Source organism: Kribbella endophytica (genome assembly GCF_054781295.1).
Map to the genome: position 1 here is coordinate 1,278,348 of NZ_BAAGUR010000002.1, position 12,614 is coordinate 1,290,961.

Annotated in this window: 17 protein-coding genes; 10 read left to right on the forward strand and 7 right to left on the reverse strand. The window is 70.3% G+C overall.

Annotated elements, in window-relative coordinates; translation table 11 throughout:
• Nucleotides 1-10: 10 nt before the first annotated feature.
• The 3 genes from ACYVIO_RS24415 to fdhD form a co-directional block, all read right to left on the reverse strand.
• A complete protein-coding gene (locus ACYVIO_RS24415) occupies nucleotides 11-757 on the reverse strand; it encodes an anti-sigma factor (protein WP_460653186.1) in 747 nt (248 codons plus the stop codon).
• A gap of 5 nt (nucleotides 758-762) precedes the next feature.
• A complete protein-coding gene (locus ACYVIO_RS24420; protein WP_460653187.1) occupies nucleotides 763-1,362 on the reverse strand; it encodes a sigma-70 family RNA polymerase sigma factor in 600 nt (199 codons plus the stop codon).
• Between the two features lie 69 nt (nucleotides 1,363-1,431).
• On the reverse strand, nucleotides 1,432-2,259 hold the full coding sequence (gene fdhD / locus ACYVIO_RS24425; RefSeq protein ID WP_460653188.1) for a formate dehydrogenase accessory sulfurtransferase FdhD: 828 nt from the start codon (nucleotides 2,257-2,259) through the stop codon (nucleotides 1,432-1,434).
• Nucleotides 2,260-2,389: 130 nt separating this feature from the next.
• Here fdhD and ACYVIO_RS24430 point away from each other — a divergent pair, with 130 nt between their 5' ends.
• A complete protein-coding gene (locus ACYVIO_RS24430) occupies nucleotides 2,390-3,031 on the forward strand; it encodes a peptide deformylase (RefSeq protein WP_460653189.1) in 642 nt (213 codons plus the stop codon).
• Here ACYVIO_RS24430 and ACYVIO_RS24435 read toward each other — a convergent pair.
• The gene (locus ACYVIO_RS24435; protein WP_460653190.1) at nucleotides 3,028-4,098 is read right to left on the reverse strand and encodes a phosphotransferase family protein; all 1,071 of its coding nucleotides are present in this window, start codon (nucleotides 4,096-4,098) and stop codon (nucleotides 3,028-3,030) included. The genes ACYVIO_RS24430 and ACYVIO_RS24435 overlap by 4 nt on opposite strands.
• A gap of 75 nt (nucleotides 4,099-4,173) precedes the next feature.
• Between ACYVIO_RS24435 and ACYVIO_RS24440 the strand changes: the two genes are divergently transcribed.
• Nucleotides 4,174-4,785, forward strand: a complete 612-nt coding sequence (locus tag ACYVIO_RS24440; protein ID WP_460653191.1) for a trimeric intracellular cation channel family protein — start codon at nucleotides 4,174-4,176, stop codon at nucleotides 4,783-4,785.
• Here ACYVIO_RS24440 and ACYVIO_RS24445 read toward each other — a convergent pair.
• Nucleotides 4,782-5,981 carry an MFS transporter gene (locus ACYVIO_RS24445; RefSeq protein ID WP_460653192.1) on the reverse strand — a complete coding sequence of 400 codons (1,200 nt, stop codon included), beginning with the start codon at nucleotides 5,979-5,981 and terminating at the stop codon, nucleotides 4,782-4,784. The genes ACYVIO_RS24440 and ACYVIO_RS24445 overlap by 4 nt on opposite strands.
• 46 nt (nucleotides 5,982-6,027) lie before the next feature.
• Here ACYVIO_RS24445 and ACYVIO_RS24450 point away from each other — a divergent pair, with 46 nt between their 5' ends.
• From ACYVIO_RS24450 to ACYVIO_RS24460, 3 genes are all read left to right on the forward strand, one after another.
• Nucleotides 6,028-7,143 (forward strand): ferrochelatase, encoded by a 1,116-nt coding sequence (locus tag ACYVIO_RS24450; protein WP_460653193.1) that lies wholly within the window; start codon nucleotides 6,028-6,030, stop codon nucleotides 7,141-7,143.
• Nucleotides 7,140-7,934: an inositol monophosphatase family protein gene (locus tag ACYVIO_RS24455; protein WP_460653194.1), complete on the forward strand. Its 795-nt coding sequence runs from the start codon at nucleotides 7,140-7,142 to the stop codon at nucleotides 7,932-7,934. The genes ACYVIO_RS24450 and ACYVIO_RS24455 overlap by 4 nt, the downstream gene beginning before the upstream one ends.
• A gap of 312 nt (nucleotides 7,935-8,246) precedes the next feature.
• The gene (locus ACYVIO_RS24460) at nucleotides 8,247-8,546 is read left to right on the forward strand and encodes a DUF4193 domain-containing protein (RefSeq protein ID WP_012921380.1); all 300 of its coding nucleotides are present in this window, start codon (nucleotides 8,247-8,249) and stop codon (nucleotides 8,544-8,546) included.
• An 85-nt stretch (nucleotides 8,547-8,631) separates the two neighbouring features.
• Here ACYVIO_RS24460 and ACYVIO_RS24465 read toward each other — a convergent pair whose 3' ends face one another.
• Together ACYVIO_RS24465 and ACYVIO_RS24470 are read right to left on the reverse strand one after the other, a co-directional pair.
• Nucleotides 8,632-8,946 (reverse strand): DUF4235 domain-containing protein, encoded by a 315-nt coding sequence (locus ACYVIO_RS24465; protein ID WP_460653195.1) that lies wholly within the window; start codon nucleotides 8,944-8,946, stop codon nucleotides 8,632-8,634.
• Nucleotides 8,947-8,975: 29 nt separating this feature from the next.
• Complete coding sequence (locus ACYVIO_RS24470; RefSeq protein ID WP_460653196.1) at nucleotides 8,976-9,431, reverse strand: DUF3093 domain-containing protein; 456 nt, start codon at nucleotides 9,429-9,431, stop codon at nucleotides 8,976-8,978.
• A 52-nt stretch (nucleotides 9,432-9,483) separates the two neighbouring features.
• Here ACYVIO_RS24470 and ACYVIO_RS24475 point away from each other — a divergent pair, with 52 nt between their 5' ends.
• The 5 genes from ACYVIO_RS24475 (at nucleotide 9,484) to ACYVIO_RS24495 (ending at nucleotide 12,599) form a co-directional block, all read left to right on the forward strand.
• Nucleotides 9,484-10,041 carry a PaaI family thioesterase gene (locus ACYVIO_RS24475; protein WP_460653197.1) on the forward strand — a complete coding sequence of 186 codons (558 nt, stop codon included), beginning with the start codon at nucleotides 9,484-9,486 and terminating at the stop codon, nucleotides 10,039-10,041.
• A complete protein-coding gene (gene dut, locus ACYVIO_RS24480; protein WP_460653198.1) occupies nucleotides 10,038-10,490 on the forward strand; it encodes a dUTP diphosphatase in 453 nt (150 codons plus the stop codon). The genes ACYVIO_RS24475 and dut overlap by 4 nt, the downstream gene beginning before the upstream one ends.
• A 95-nt stretch (nucleotides 10,491-10,585) precedes the next feature.
• Nucleotides 10,586-11,284: a DUF3710 domain-containing protein gene (locus ACYVIO_RS24485; protein ID WP_460653199.1), complete on the forward strand. Its 699-nt coding sequence runs from the start codon at nucleotides 10,586-10,588 to the stop codon at nucleotides 11,282-11,284.
• 54 nt (nucleotides 11,285-11,338) lie between these two features.
• Nucleotides 11,339-11,728 carry an OB-fold nucleic acid binding domain-containing protein gene (locus tag ACYVIO_RS24490; protein WP_184794433.1) on the forward strand — a complete coding sequence of 130 codons (390 nt, stop codon included), beginning with the start codon at nucleotides 11,339-11,341 and terminating at the stop codon, nucleotides 11,726-11,728.
• Nucleotides 11,721-12,599 (forward strand): DUF3159 domain-containing protein, encoded by an 879-nt coding sequence (locus tag ACYVIO_RS24495; protein WP_460653200.1) that lies wholly within the window; start codon nucleotides 11,721-11,723, stop codon nucleotides 12,597-12,599. Before ACYVIO_RS24490 ends, ACYVIO_RS24495 begins: the two co-directional genes overlap by 8 nt.
• Nucleotides 12,600-12,614 lie beyond the last annotated feature (15 nt).

A 12,614-nucleotide genomic window follows, 5' to 3' on the forward strand; every position in this document is an offset into this window, starting at 1 on the left:
GGGTGGAGCTCTAGGCCATCTGCACCATGGCGATGATGGGCTCGGTCGGGGTGACGGCGCCGGGGGAGTTCTCGACGGTGATGCCGAGGGCGGTCTTGTCCTTGACGCCGCCGTTGATCAGCCTGGTCGCCTCGGGAGTGGCCAGGCCGGCCGAGTGCGGGGTGAGGGACTTGTCCATCAGCCAGAGCTGGTAGGTCTTGCCGTCCGGCAGCTTCGGCAGGCCGCGCAGCAGGACGATCGCTCGGTCCTGTCCGGCCGACATGATCACTGCCGCGCTGCCGCCACCAGTCACGGCAGCCCGAGCGGTCCGGGCGTCCGGCTGGGCCAGCAGGCCGGCCAGATCCTGGTTCTGCTGCTCGACGCGTTGGCTGTCGCGGTACTGGTCGATGGCGATCCCACCGGTGGCTGCGACCGCCAGAGCGGCTGCGGCCAGGGCGAGCATCGAGCGGCGCGCACGGCGGGGCTTGCGATGCATGCCGACAACTGTCGGTGCGGGTTCGACGTCCTCGGTGTGGCGGACGATCGGCGGCAGCTGTCGGGTCGCAGCGATCTCGGACAGCACCCGGGCCTTCAGCGCGGCCGGTGGCGGCATCGCCACCGCCGTACCGAGCTTGTTGGCCGCTTCACGCAGCTCCGAGACCTCGGACCGGCACGACGAGCAGTCGGCGAGGTGATCCTCGAACCCGATCCGCTCGTCCTCGGGCAGTGCGTTCAGTACGTAGGGACCGGTCAGCATGTGCACGTCCGGTGTCGTCATGGCCCTCACCTCCCCGTCACACCCAGGCAGTCGCGCAGCCGGATCAGGCCGTCGCGCATCCGCGCTTTGATCGTCGCCAACTTCGCGTCCAGCAGTTCGGCCACCTCGCGGTAGGAGTAGCCGCCGTAGTAGGCCAGCGTCACCGACTCGCGTTGCAGCTCGGTCAGGGCCGACAGGCAGTGGCGGACCTGCTCGACCTCCAGGTTCGTGGTGACCGCTTCGGCGACCTCGTCGTACGCCGTGGTCGAGCTGGCCGCTGCGACGGCCTGCTCCCGGTCCGTGGCCGACTGCTCCGACCGGACCCGGTCGATCGCGCGCCGGTGCGCCATCGTCAGGATCCAGGAGGTCGGTGAGCCGCGGTCGGCGTCGTACCGGGTGGCCGTCCGCCAGACCTCGACCATCACCTCCTGGGTGACCTCCTCGGACTGGGCCGGGTTGCGCAGCACCCGGCGGATCAGTCCGAACACCCGCGGAGCCATCTGGTCGTACAGGTGCGAGAACGCATCCGTGTCACCGCGCGCCACCCGGGCCATCAGCTCGGCAGGCGTCGTACCTCCGATGCCGGTCACCACCGGCCACGGGAGGGCTGTCGACTCCTCGCTCACGGGCATCCTCTTCGCTCGTCGATCTCGGTCGGATGAGCTTCGGAGCAGAAACCGTGGCGGATGGGTCTGCTACCGCAGTATGCGCTCGGGTGCGCTGTAGATCACGCAGCGCTCGCCGCGGGTGAAGCCGGCCAGGGTGATGCCGAACTTGCGGGCCAGGTCGACCGCCAGGCTGGACGGGGCGCCGACCGCGACGATCATGCCGATTCCGGCGGCGACCGACTTCTGCACCAGCTCGTACCCGGCGCGGCCGCTGAGGGCGAGCACGAGGCCCTTGCGGCTGTGCTGGTTGAGCACGGTCCAGCCGATCACCTTGTCGACCGCGTTGTGCCGGCCGACGTCCTCCTTGACGACCACCTTGCGGCCGTCGGTGGTGAACAGTCCGGCCGCGTGCAGCCCGCCGGTCCGGCCGAACGTGGGCTGCGCGTCGCGCAGCAGGTCGGGCAGTCGTAGTACGAGGTCAAGGGGGGCCTCGACCGGGTCGACCGGGTCGTACTCGCGCTCGGCCAGCTCGTCGAGGCTCTGCTGGCCGCAGACGCCGCACGCGGCCGAGGTCACGCCGTACCGCTGCGGGGGCTCGCGGTCGGGCGGACCGTCGAAGGTGACCGTGACGGTGTTGAACTGCTGCTCGCGAGTCAGTACGGCGTCGGTGCAGTAGGCGACCGTGCGGATCGCGTCCGGCCGTACGGCGAAGCCCTCGGCGAGGCAGAAGCCGGCGGCCAGCTCGAAGTCGGACCCCGGTGTGCGCATCGTCACGACCAGCGCCTCCGGCGGTCGGCCGGGCCACTCCAGCCGCAGCTCGAGCGGCTCCTCGGTGACCACGACGTCCTCGCGGCGGGACGTCTTGTCGCCGTCCTGCACCTCGACCTTGTAGCGCGTCACCGGGCCTTTAGTCATGTATACGATCTTAAGCTGCTGGGGGTAGGCCGACCGATCGGAGTGAACCGTGCGGGTGTCCCGTCGAGTACTGCTCACGAGTTCGCTGGTCGCACCACTGACCGCCCACGTGACCACCTCCCGAGGAGCCATGAGTACACCAAGCACCGTCAAGGACCGCGTCGAGGCGCTGGTCGAGCTGTACCGCGACGACGTCGCGCCGATCGTGGCGCTGGGCGACCCGGTGCTGCGACACAAGGCGGACCCGTACGACGGGCAGCTGGACGACGAGCTGCTGACCGAGTTCGTCGAGCTGCTGCGGCGGACGATGAAGGCCGCGCCGGGCGTCGGGCTGGCCGCGCCGCAGGTCGGGGTCTCGCTGCGGATGGCTGTGATGGAGGACCCGGCGACCGTGCCGGAGGAGATCGCGGAGGCGCGGGAGCGGTACCCGCTGGAGTTCTTCGCGGCGATCAATCCGTCGTACGAGGCTGTCGGGCGGACGCGGCGCGGCTTCTACGAGGGCTGCTTGAGCATGCCGGGGTACACGGGTGTGGTGAATCGGGCGCTGAAGGTCGACGCGGTCTACACCGACGTGAGCGGCGAGCGTCGGAAGCTGGCGCTGTCCGGATGGCAGGCGCGGATCTTCCAGCACGAGACCGACCACCTGAGTGGGACCGTGTACGTCGACAAGCTGGAGCCGCGGTCGCTGGCGACGTCGGCGAACTACACGAACCGGTGGGCCGATCCGGTGCCTACCAAGGCTGCTCGGGAGCTTGGCTTTCACTTGGACTAGCTGGACCAGCCTCTGCGCATCGCGAGCCAGTCGAGGAAGGTCCAGGCGTAGAGGCGCTGGTGGCGGCGGAGCTCGGGCGTGCAGCCGGGCGGGGGCGGGGCGTCGAGGTCGTCGAGCATGTACGCCGCTATGACGGCCGCGCCGCAGTCGAGGTGGTCGGCGGGAACGTCGGCGGTGAGTGGTGAGCTGCTGATCGCGGCCTGGGTGTCGATGCCTTCGTACTGGGCGATCGGGAGCAGGCAGGACCAGTCGAACCACTTCGGGCCGAGTGAGAGCCAGTTCCAGTCGACGGTCCAGCAGGTGCCGGCCGGGTCGATGAGGAGGTTGTCGGGGCGGAGGTCGCTGTGCATGGCGGTGTCGCCGGCGAGGGCCTCGGGGTAGAGCGCGATCAGGTCGGAGAATTCCTGGAGTACGTCGGGGAGCCAGGGCTGGAAGCCGGGCGGGAGCGGGCGGTCGCCGGTGCGGATCTGTTCGGGTAGATCGATCGGCCAGCCACCGGAGGCGATGTCGTCGACGAGCACGTCGAGGCCGGTCAAAGGTGTTGGAGTGAGGGCGTCGGCCATGGTCTCGCAGGCGCTGGTGACCGCGGCGAAGTCGTCGAGGGTCCAGGGCGAGCCGGGCATGCGGCCGTCGATGCGCTCGGAGGCAACTGCGAACCACTTGGTCGTGCCGGCTGCGCCGGGCGACTCCAGGGCGGGGGCCGGGACTTGGGGCGTGTCGGCCGACGGCGTAGCGGGAGCGTTGGCGGGAGCGTCGGCTGTTGCGGTGGCGACGATGCTCGGGACGCGGATGGCCCGTGGGAGCTGCGGGACGATTTCGGCTTCGCGTTGGTAGGCGCCGTACGCGTGCATCGTGTCGGGGGCTGCCTTGACGAAGAGCTCGCGGCCGTCGGCGAGGGTGACGGGGGCCGCGAAGCCGCCGGTGAAGCCGGAGCCGACCGGGCGGCCGGCCTCGGCGATCTCGGTGCCTAGGGCAACGGCCAGAGAATGCTGGAGACCCGCGGGCAGCGCGTCCCAGCCGGGGCGGGCCGACGTGGCGCGGTAGTCGACGACTGGTGGACCGGACATGTCGCAGACCCTAGCTGCCCGGCGACCAGCGAGCCTCTCATTTCCGTTGGGCTGTGGACAGTTAGCGTGCGCAGCATGGACGGGTCTGTGGTGCTGCAGGTGCTGGATCTGGTCGGGATCTTCGTGTTCGGAATCACGGGCGCGCTGGTCGGCGTACGGAAGAAGCTGGACGTGTTCGGGATCCTGGTGCTGGCCCTGGTGACCGGGCTGGGCGGTGGGTTCCTGCGGGACGTGCTGATCGGCGCGACCCCGCCGGCCGCGTTGCAGGACTGGCGGTACCTCGTTGTACCGGTGCTGGCCGGGCTGCTCACGTTCTTCCTGCACCCGCGGATCGGGCGGCTGGAGCGGATGGTGAACGTCTTCGACGCGGCCGGCCTGGCGCTGTTCTGCGTGACCGGCGCGGTCAAGGCGACCAGCTACGGGCTCTCGCCGTTGCCGGCCGCGCTGCTCGGGACGATCTCGGGCATCGGCGGGGGAGTGATCCGCGACATCCTGTCCGGCCGGGTGCCAGTGGTCCTGCGCTCGGAGATCTACGCGACGCCGGCCTTCCTCGGCGCCGGCATCGTGGTCGTCGCGGCGGCGCTCGACTACGAGGAGCTGTGGGTCCCGGTGACGGCCGCGGTCATCTGTTTCCTGATCCGACTGCTCGCCATCCGCCGCGGCTGGAACGCCCCGCTGCCGCGCTAGTTGTGCGCGAACACCGTCTTCGGCCGGGCGAACGTGATCGAGACACCGGCAACAGCCGCGCAGAGCACGCCGATCGACACCGGCACCCAGTACGCCGAGGAGGCGCCCCACACGTCGACCGCGTGACCAGCCGCCGCGTTGCCCGGGGCAACACCGAGCAGGATCCCCGTGACCGTCCAGGTGATCGCCTCGGTCAGCCGCTGTGGCGGCACCCACTCCTCGACGCAGGCGGTGACCGCCACCATCGTCGGCGCGATCGTCAGCCCGGCGCAGAACAGCACTCCACCCAGTACGACGGTGTTGCCGACCCACGGCAGAGGCGCCAGCGAGATGGCCAGCAGGATCGTCCCGATCAGCAGCCGGCGCTCCACCGGAGCCCGCCAGTGCACCGAGCCGTACCAGAGCCCAGCCAGCAGTGACCCGAACGCCCACACCGCCAGTACGACGCCAGACATCCCCGGCTGCCCCTGCTCGGCTGTGAAGGCCACAGTGACGACCTCAGCGCTACCGAGCGTCGCCCCGAGCCCCAGGCCGATCAGCGACAGCAGCAGCAACGACAGCCACGGCAGCGGAGCCTGCTCGGCTCCGTTGGCCTTGCCGCGACCAGGCGGGTCGGAGCGACGCAGCAGCGCCAGCCAGATGCCGCCGGCCAGGCCGAGCACACCGGCAGCGCCCAGCGCGACGTACGGACTGACCTGGGTCGCCAGCGCTGTGACCAGCACCGGGCCGATGATGAAGACCACCTCGTCGCCGACCGCCTCCAGCGCGAACGCGGTCTGCAGAGCTCGGCCGCGGCCCAGCAGGTGCGTCCAGCGTGCCCGGACGAACGAACCGACCTGCGGACGAGTGGCACCGGCCAGGAACGACAGCAGGTAGAGCACGGCGGTCGGTGCGTCGGCGCGGACCGCCAGCAGGAGCCCGGCCAGGCCGATCGTGCAGAGCACGCTCCCGGCCAGCAGCAGGCTCCGCTGCCCGAACCGGTCGACCAGACGACCCTGGATCGGGCCGGTGATCGCACCGGCGACCACAGCGACTCCGGACACCGCACCGGCCAGTCCGTACGAGCCGCTCTCCTGGGCGATCAGGATGACGATGCCCAGCCCGATCATCGAGATCGGCATACGCCCGAGGATCCCGGCGGCGCAGAACGCGGCAGCACCGGGACGGCGCATGAGGTGGACGTAGGGCATCAGCATGGGGGACCGTGCACACCGTATCCGGAGGGCCTGAGAAACTCGGTGTATGCCCCACCCCGTGTCGCCTGATCCTTCCCCGTACGACGCCGTGCTGCTGCTGTCCTTCGGTGGCCCCGAGAAAACCGAAGACGTGCTGCCGTTCCTCCAGAACGTGACCCGTGGCCGGGGCATCCCGGACGAGCGGCTGAAGGAAGTCGGCGAGCACTACTACGGCTTCGGCGGCAAGAGCCCGATCAACGACCAGAACCGGGCCCTGCTCGCCGCGCTGCGGGAGTCGTTCGACGAGATCGGCCTCGACCTGCCGGTGTACTGGGGCAACCGGAACTGGGCGCCGTACCTGACCGACACGCTGCGCGAGATGGCCGCCGACGGGATCCGCCGGGCGGTGGTGATCGTGACCAGCGCCTACCCGTCGTACTCGGGCTGCCGGCAGTACCGGGAGAACCTGGCCGACGCGACCGCCGCGGTCGAGAACGCGCCGGTGATCGACAAGCTGCGGCACTACGCGAACCACCCGGGCTTCGTCGGGTCCTTCGTCGAGTCGACCGCGGCCGCGCTGAGCGAGCTGCCCGAGGGCGCCGCGATCGCCTACGTGACGCACTCGATCCCGACCGCGATGAACACGACCAGCGGCCCGGACGGCAACGGCTACGTCAGCTGGCACCTGGACGTCGCGGCCGAGATCACCGCCGAGCTGGAGCGCCGGACCGGCGTCACCCGGCGGACCGACCTGGTCTACTGCTCGCGCTCCGGCCCGCCGCAGGTCCCGTGGCTCGAGCCGGACGTCAACGACCACCTGGAGGAGCTGGCCGCGGCCGGTGTGCCCGGCGTGGCCGTCGTACCGATCGGGTTCGTCAGCGACCACATGGAGGTCATCTACGACCTCGACACCGAAGCCGCGGCGACCGCGGTCAAGCTGGGCCTGCCGATGGCCAGGGCGGCGACGCCGGGCACCGACCCGCGGTTCGTGACGATGCTGCGCGACCTCGTGGTCGAGCGGGCCGAGGCCGAGCGCGGTGAGCACCCGGAGCGGCCCTGCGTGGGCAAGCTGGGTCCCGGCTGGGACAACTGCCGCCCTGACTGCTGCCCCGCCCTGCGCCGCCCCTCCACCCCCACCCAGACCGCCGTACCAACGACAGCAGGACCGAAGGAAACCGCATGAGCACCCCGCAGGAACTGCTGAAGCTGGCCGTCACGGTCGCCACCGAGGCGGCCGAGCTGATCGTCGAACGGCGCCGCGGCACGATCACCGTCGCCGACACCAAGAGCACCGCGACCGACATCGTCACCGCCGTGGACCGGGAGTCCGAGGAGCTGATCCGGGCCCGCGTGCTCGAGGCGCGGCCGGACGACTCGTTCCTCGGCGAGGAAGGCGACGACATCGACGGGACCAGCGGTGTGCGCTGGGTCGTCGACCCGATCGACGGCACGGTCAACTACCTGTACGACATCCCGACGTACGCCGTGTCGATCGCGGTCGAGCAGGACGGCGTGACGGTCGCCGGTGTGGTCGTGGACGCGCCGAAGGGCGAGGTGTTCACCGCGACGCTCGGCGGTGGCGCGTACCTGGACGGCAAGCCGATCCGGGTCTCGGACTGCACGTCGCTCGACCGGGCCCTGGTCGGGACGGGCTTCGGCTACGACCCGGACCGCCGCCTGGTGCAGGCTGAGGTGGTCCAGCAGCTGATCGCCAAGGTTCGCGACATCCGGCGGATCGGGGTCGGCGCGATCGACCTCTGCTACGTCGGCTGCGGACGGCTCGACGCGGTGTACGAGCGCGGGCTGAACCCGTGGGACTACGGCGCCGGCGCACTGGTCGCGTCCGAGGCAGGCGCGCGGGTCGGCGGCCTCAACGGCGCCGAGGTCTCGCCGGAGATGTCGATCGCGGCTACGCCCGCGGTGTTCGATGCGTTACACGACGCGCTCGCCGCCGCGGACCCGCTGCGTCAGTAGTCGAGGAGCCCTGCGCGCAGAGCGTATGCTCGTTTGTGCACACAAACTGCTTGTACGGGACGGTAACGCGCAAACTTCTGTTCGGTCCTGACAATTTCTTCGACACGCGGGTCAGAAGGTGGACCCCGACGCGCGCGATGGCCGGGTTATAGGGCACAATCCCTGCCTCGGGAGCGGAAGCGAGTCCGGTCCCAGCCTGTCTGTCAAGGGTTTCGGGGGACCAGAGGATTCCGGGCGGAATTTCTCGGGCGCGTTATCCGTTCCAGGGCTCAGCAGGCAACACCACGGGTACGAAGAGGGCAGGGAAACACCATGGCGACTGATTACGACGCCCCGCGCAAGACGGACGAGGACTCCAGCGAGGAGTCGATCGAAGAGCTGAAGACTCGCCGTCACGACAAGAACTCCGGCAAGGTCGACGAGGACGAGGCCGAGGCGGCCGAGAGCTTCGAGCTGCCCGGCGCCGACCTGAGCCACGAGGAGCTGGCGGTACGGGTTCTCCCGCGCCAGGCCGACGAGTTCACCTGTTCGAGCTGCTTCCTGGTCCACCACCGCAGCCAGCTCGCGAACAGCAAGAACGGCCAGCTGATCTGCCGCGACTGCGCTGCCTGACACACAGCAGCGCGGCCGCCCTGCTCGGCTGATCCGTACCAATCGGGACCGTCCCCCTTTCCGGGGGCCGGTCCCTTGGTGCGTTTCAGGCCTTGACGACGTCCTTAGCCGCGCCCTTGACGGCCTCGGCCTCGAAGCCCGGCGGCAGGTGGCCGGTGGACTTCAGCCAGTACGACGCCGCCCGCTGCTCGGCGAACCGCTTGGCCACCGCCGCGGCCGCGCCGCTGGCGACCGCCCAGCTGACCACCTCGACGTAGCCGGCCTCAGTGCTGCCCTTCTTCGGCGGCTTCCCGCCGGACCCGATCTTCCAGGCCGTGGTGACCGCCTTGTTGGCGACCAGTCCGACCACCATCGTGAAGACCGCCAGCACCAGCTTCCAGCCGATCTTGGCTCCGATCACCACTGCCTCCCTAGCTTGATCCCGTTACTTCAGGATCTTGCCACGCTGTTCTCCGTCAGAGCCGCTGCGAGCCGCTCCGGGTTCCGCGTGGCGATCAGCCAGTACGGCGCCGGGTCGTGCGGGTCGGTGATCTCCACTCGCACCGCGCCCTTCAGGTAGCTGCGCAGCACCAGGTACGCCGCCGGGTCGCAGTCGCGGCCGAACGCGGTGCGGACGGCCTCGCCGGTCAGGGGCTCGACCTTGCCGAGGTACTCGCGCTCGATCGCGGCCTTGCCGGCGCGGAGTCGCTCGGCGTCCACCTCGACCAGCGCACCGCCGTACCGGATGAAGAGCGCGGCCAGCAGGACCGCCACGACTCCACCGGCGACCAGTCCGGCCGGCTGACCGGCGGGGACCGCGACGATCAGCCAGATGGTCAGGACGAGCAGGGCGGCGATGATCCACCAGCGCACCGGCACGCTCAACCGCTCCCGATAGTTCGTCACACCACCAGCCTGGCATGTGGCTCAACATGTGACGTCGGTAGGGTCGCCTCTCGTGATCGAGCCCCCGACCCGCTCTGCGACCCCGCAGCGTGAGCTGGAGCCGCCGGAGCGTCACCCGGAGGCACCTGCTCCCGGCACGGTCCTGCCGTCGCACTACGAGAACTGTGTGGCCTGCGGACCGTCGCACCCGACCGGCCTGCGGCTGGTGTCGACCGCTGGGCCCGAGGTGAGCATCAGCGGCGAGTTCACCGTCACCGCCGACCACCAGGGCGCACCTGGTCTCGCGCACGGCGGCGTACTGGCGCTGGCGCTCGACGAGACGCTGGGCGGTCTGTCCTGGCTGCTGCGGCGGCCGATGGTGACCGGGCGGCTCGAGACCGACTACATCCGGCCGGTGCCGGTCGGTACGACGCTCTTCCTGACCGCCCGGTGCCTGGGCTTCGCCGGACGGCGGATGTACGCGAAGGCGACCGGGCGGCTCGGCGGACCCGAGGGCAATGTCGCGTTACGGGCGAGCGCTGTGTTCGTTGTCGTTCCGCCGGAGCACTTTGTGGAGCACGGCACCGATATGACGACCGAGCAGGTCCACGACTACGAGGTGAACCCATGACCGAGGTACTGATCCAGCGGCTCGACCCGGAGCTGCCGCTCCCGTCGTACGCGCACCCCGGCGACGCCGGGGCCGACCTGGTGGCCTCGCACGACGTGACGCTGAAGCCGGGGGAGCGTCAGCTGGTCGGGACGGGCGTCGCGATCGCCCTGCAGGACGGGTACGCCGCGTTCGTGCACCCGCGGTCCGGACTGGCCGCCAAGCACGGGGTGTCGATCGTCAACGCACCGGGCACAGTGGATGCGGGCTACCGCGGCGAGATCAAGGTGTGTCTGGTCAACCACGACCCGCACGCCGAGGTCACGTTGCGGCGCGGCGACCGGATCGCGCAGCTGGTGATCCAGCAGGTCGAGAAGGCCCGGTTCGTCGAGGTGACCACCCTGCCGGGCTCCGCGCGCGGCACGGGGGGACACGGCTCGACCGGTGGTTTCGGTGATGTGACACGCTGATCAGGTTGCCGCCCGCTGACCTGCGGGTACGGGAGACTACGGCGGGGTTTGTGCCGCCCCCAGAAGACTGACGATCGAGGAAGTAGGCAAGAGCAGTGATCTTCCGCCGCAAGGCCAAGAACGACGACGCCGTGGAGACGGTCGACACCGTCGAGGAGACGACCGAGGAGACCGCCGGCGACGGTGGCACCGAGGAGTCCACGACCGCCGAGGCCGTCCAGGACCTCGCGGGCGGTCCGTTCGACGTCACCGAGGTGGACCCGGAGACGCTGGAGGCGGAGGACCGGATCGACCTCGGCGCGCTGGTGATCACCGGCCTGCCGGGCATGGAGCTGCGGCTGCAGGTCGACGAGCAGAGCGGCGACGTCCAGGCGATCCTGCTGGTGCTGGAGGACTCGGCGCTGGAGCTGCGCGCGTTCGCCGCACCGAAGACGGCCGGCATCTGGGACGAGGTCCGCCGCGAGATCGCGAGCGAGGCCACCAAGATGGGCGGTACGGCGTCGGAGACCGAGGGCCCGTTCGGCACCGAGCTCGTGCTCGTCGTACCGGTCCAGGACCCCGAGGGCCAGATCTTCAGCCAGACCTCGCGCGTGATCGGTGTCGACGGCCCGCGCTGGCTGGTGCGCGGCACCATCCTCGGTCGCGCGGCGGTCGAGCCGGACGCCGCACCGCCGATGGAGCAGGCCTTCCGCAACGTCGTCGTCGTCCGCGGTTCGGAGCCGATGGCGCCGCGTGAGTCGCTCGCGCTGAAGCTGCCCCAGGGCGCGCAGCCGGCCGCCGAGGAAGAGGCCTGATCCCGGTGTCCGGATTCCGGTTCAGCGCGTTCGCGCGCGGATTACACTGATCCCATGGGGAGCGACAAACCCGCAGGGTTGTGGCGACGTGCCTTCCGAGGCCTGGCCGGCGACCAGGACGAGCAGGACGCCGAGGTACTCAAGGACTTCGCCCACGACTGTGGCGCGCGGTCGATCACCGGTTGTCACGACCGGGAGATGGTGACGCTGTACGGGACGCTGCGCACCATCACCTTCAGCCCGCGCGGCGGTGTCCCGGCCCTGGAGGGCGAGTTGTACGACGGCACCGGCACGGTGAAGCTGGTCTGGCTCGGCCGGCGCAAGATCGCCGGCATCCACCCCGGCTCGGAGCTGATCGCGTCCGGGCGGATCGGAGTGGTCGACGGCGACCGGGTGATGTTCAACCCGCGCTACGAGCTGCGTCCGACGGCCGCGCATGGCTGAGCCACGAGCCGGACAGGACTCCGAACGAGACCTGGACGGGCACATCGCCCCGGACCTGGGCGGTGCCTCCGAGCCACGCCGTGACGACGATCGGGGCCGCGAGGCGAAGCACCCGACCGACGAGGAACTGGTCGAGATCCTGCGGCCGGAGCTCGAGGCCGCCGAGGCGGAGCTGACCGACGACAAGCCGGACGGTTCCACCGAGGACCGGCCGAAGACCACCGACAAGGACTTCTTCCAGGCGCTCGGCGGCTGGGGTGCGCTGCTCGACATCGGGCTGCCGTGGATCGCGTTCCTGATCGTGTACGGCGTCACCGACCACGACCTGAAGCTCGCGCTGATCGTCGCGATCGCCTGCGGTGCGGCGGTCGCCGTACTGCGGCTGGTCCGCAAGCAGCCGTTGCGCAACGTGCTCGGCGGCTTCGTCGGTGTCCTGATCTCTGCCTGGGTGGCGAACCGCAGCGGCAACGCCGAGGACGTCTACCTGCCCGGCCTGCTGACCAACGTGGGCTACGGCCTGCTCTACCTGATCACCGTGCTGATCCGCTGGCCGCTGTTCGGCCTGCTGTACGGCCTGATCACCCAGACCGGGACGGCGTGGCGTCGCGACCCCGCGATGCTGCGTGGGTTCAGCCGGGCCACCTGGGTCTTCGTCGCGCTGTTCGCGATCCGGCTCATCGTCCAGGTCCCGCTGTACCTGGCCGGCAGCCTGAACGCCCTGGGCATCGCGAAGGTCGGCCTCGGCCTGCCGTTCTACGCCCTGGCCCTGTGGCTCGCGTACGCCGTACTGCGGGGCTCGTTGCCCGCGGACAAGTGGGACGAGGCGCGCGACCACATCACCCATCTGCTGGGTGGCGGTAAGAAGAAGTAGTCGTCCGGCGCTGTC

What these genes read in the sequence shown, in the direction of transcription:
- ACYVIO_RS24415 (WP_460653186.1), bottom strand. Translation starts at nt 757, where the DNA reads ATGACGACACCGGACGTGCACATGCTGACCGGTCCCTACGTACTGAAC.
- fdhD (WP_460653188.1), bottom strand. Translation starts at nt 2,259, where the DNA reads ATGACTAAAGGCCCGGTGACGCGCTACAAGGTCGAGGTGCAGGACGGC.
- ACYVIO_RS24430 (WP_460653189.1), top strand. Translation starts at nt 2,390, where the DNA reads ATGAGTACACCAAGCACCGTCAAGGACCGCGTCGAGGCGCTGGTCGAG.
- ACYVIO_RS24435 (WP_460653190.1), bottom strand. Translation starts at nt 4,098, where the DNA reads ATGTCCGGTCCACCAGTCGTCGACTACCGCGCCACGTCGGCCCGCCCC.
- ACYVIO_RS24440 (WP_460653191.1), top strand. Translation starts at nt 4,174, where the DNA reads ATGGACGGGTCTGTGGTGCTGCAGGTGCTGGATCTGGTCGGGATCTTC.
- ACYVIO_RS24445 (WP_460653192.1), bottom strand. Translation starts at nt 5,981, where the DNA reads ATGCTGATGCCCTACGTCCACCTCATGCGCCGTCCCGGTGCTGCCGCG.
- ACYVIO_RS24450 (WP_460653193.1), top strand. Translation starts at nt 6,028, where the DNA reads ATGCCCCACCCCGTGTCGCCTGATCCTTCCCCGTACGACGCCGTGCTG.
- ACYVIO_RS24455 (WP_460653194.1), top strand. Translation starts at nt 7,140, where the DNA reads ATGAGCACCCCGCAGGAACTGCTGAAGCTGGCCGTCACGGTCGCCACC.
- ACYVIO_RS24460 (WP_012921380.1), top strand. Translation starts at nt 8,247, where the DNA reads ATGGCGACTGATTACGACGCCCCGCGCAAGACGGACGAGGACTCCAGC.
- dut (WP_460653198.1), top strand. Translation starts at nt 10,038, where the DNA reads ATGACCGAGGTACTGATCCAGCGGCTCGACCCGGAGCTGCCGCTCCCG.
- ACYVIO_RS24490 (WP_184794433.1), top strand. Translation starts at nt 11,339, where the DNA reads ATGGGGAGCGACAAACCCGCAGGGTTGTGGCGACGTGCCTTCCGAGGC.
- ACYVIO_RS24495 (WP_460653200.1), top strand. Translation starts at nt 11,721, where the DNA reads ATGGCTGAGCCACGAGCCGGACAGGACTCCGAACGAGACCTGGACGGG.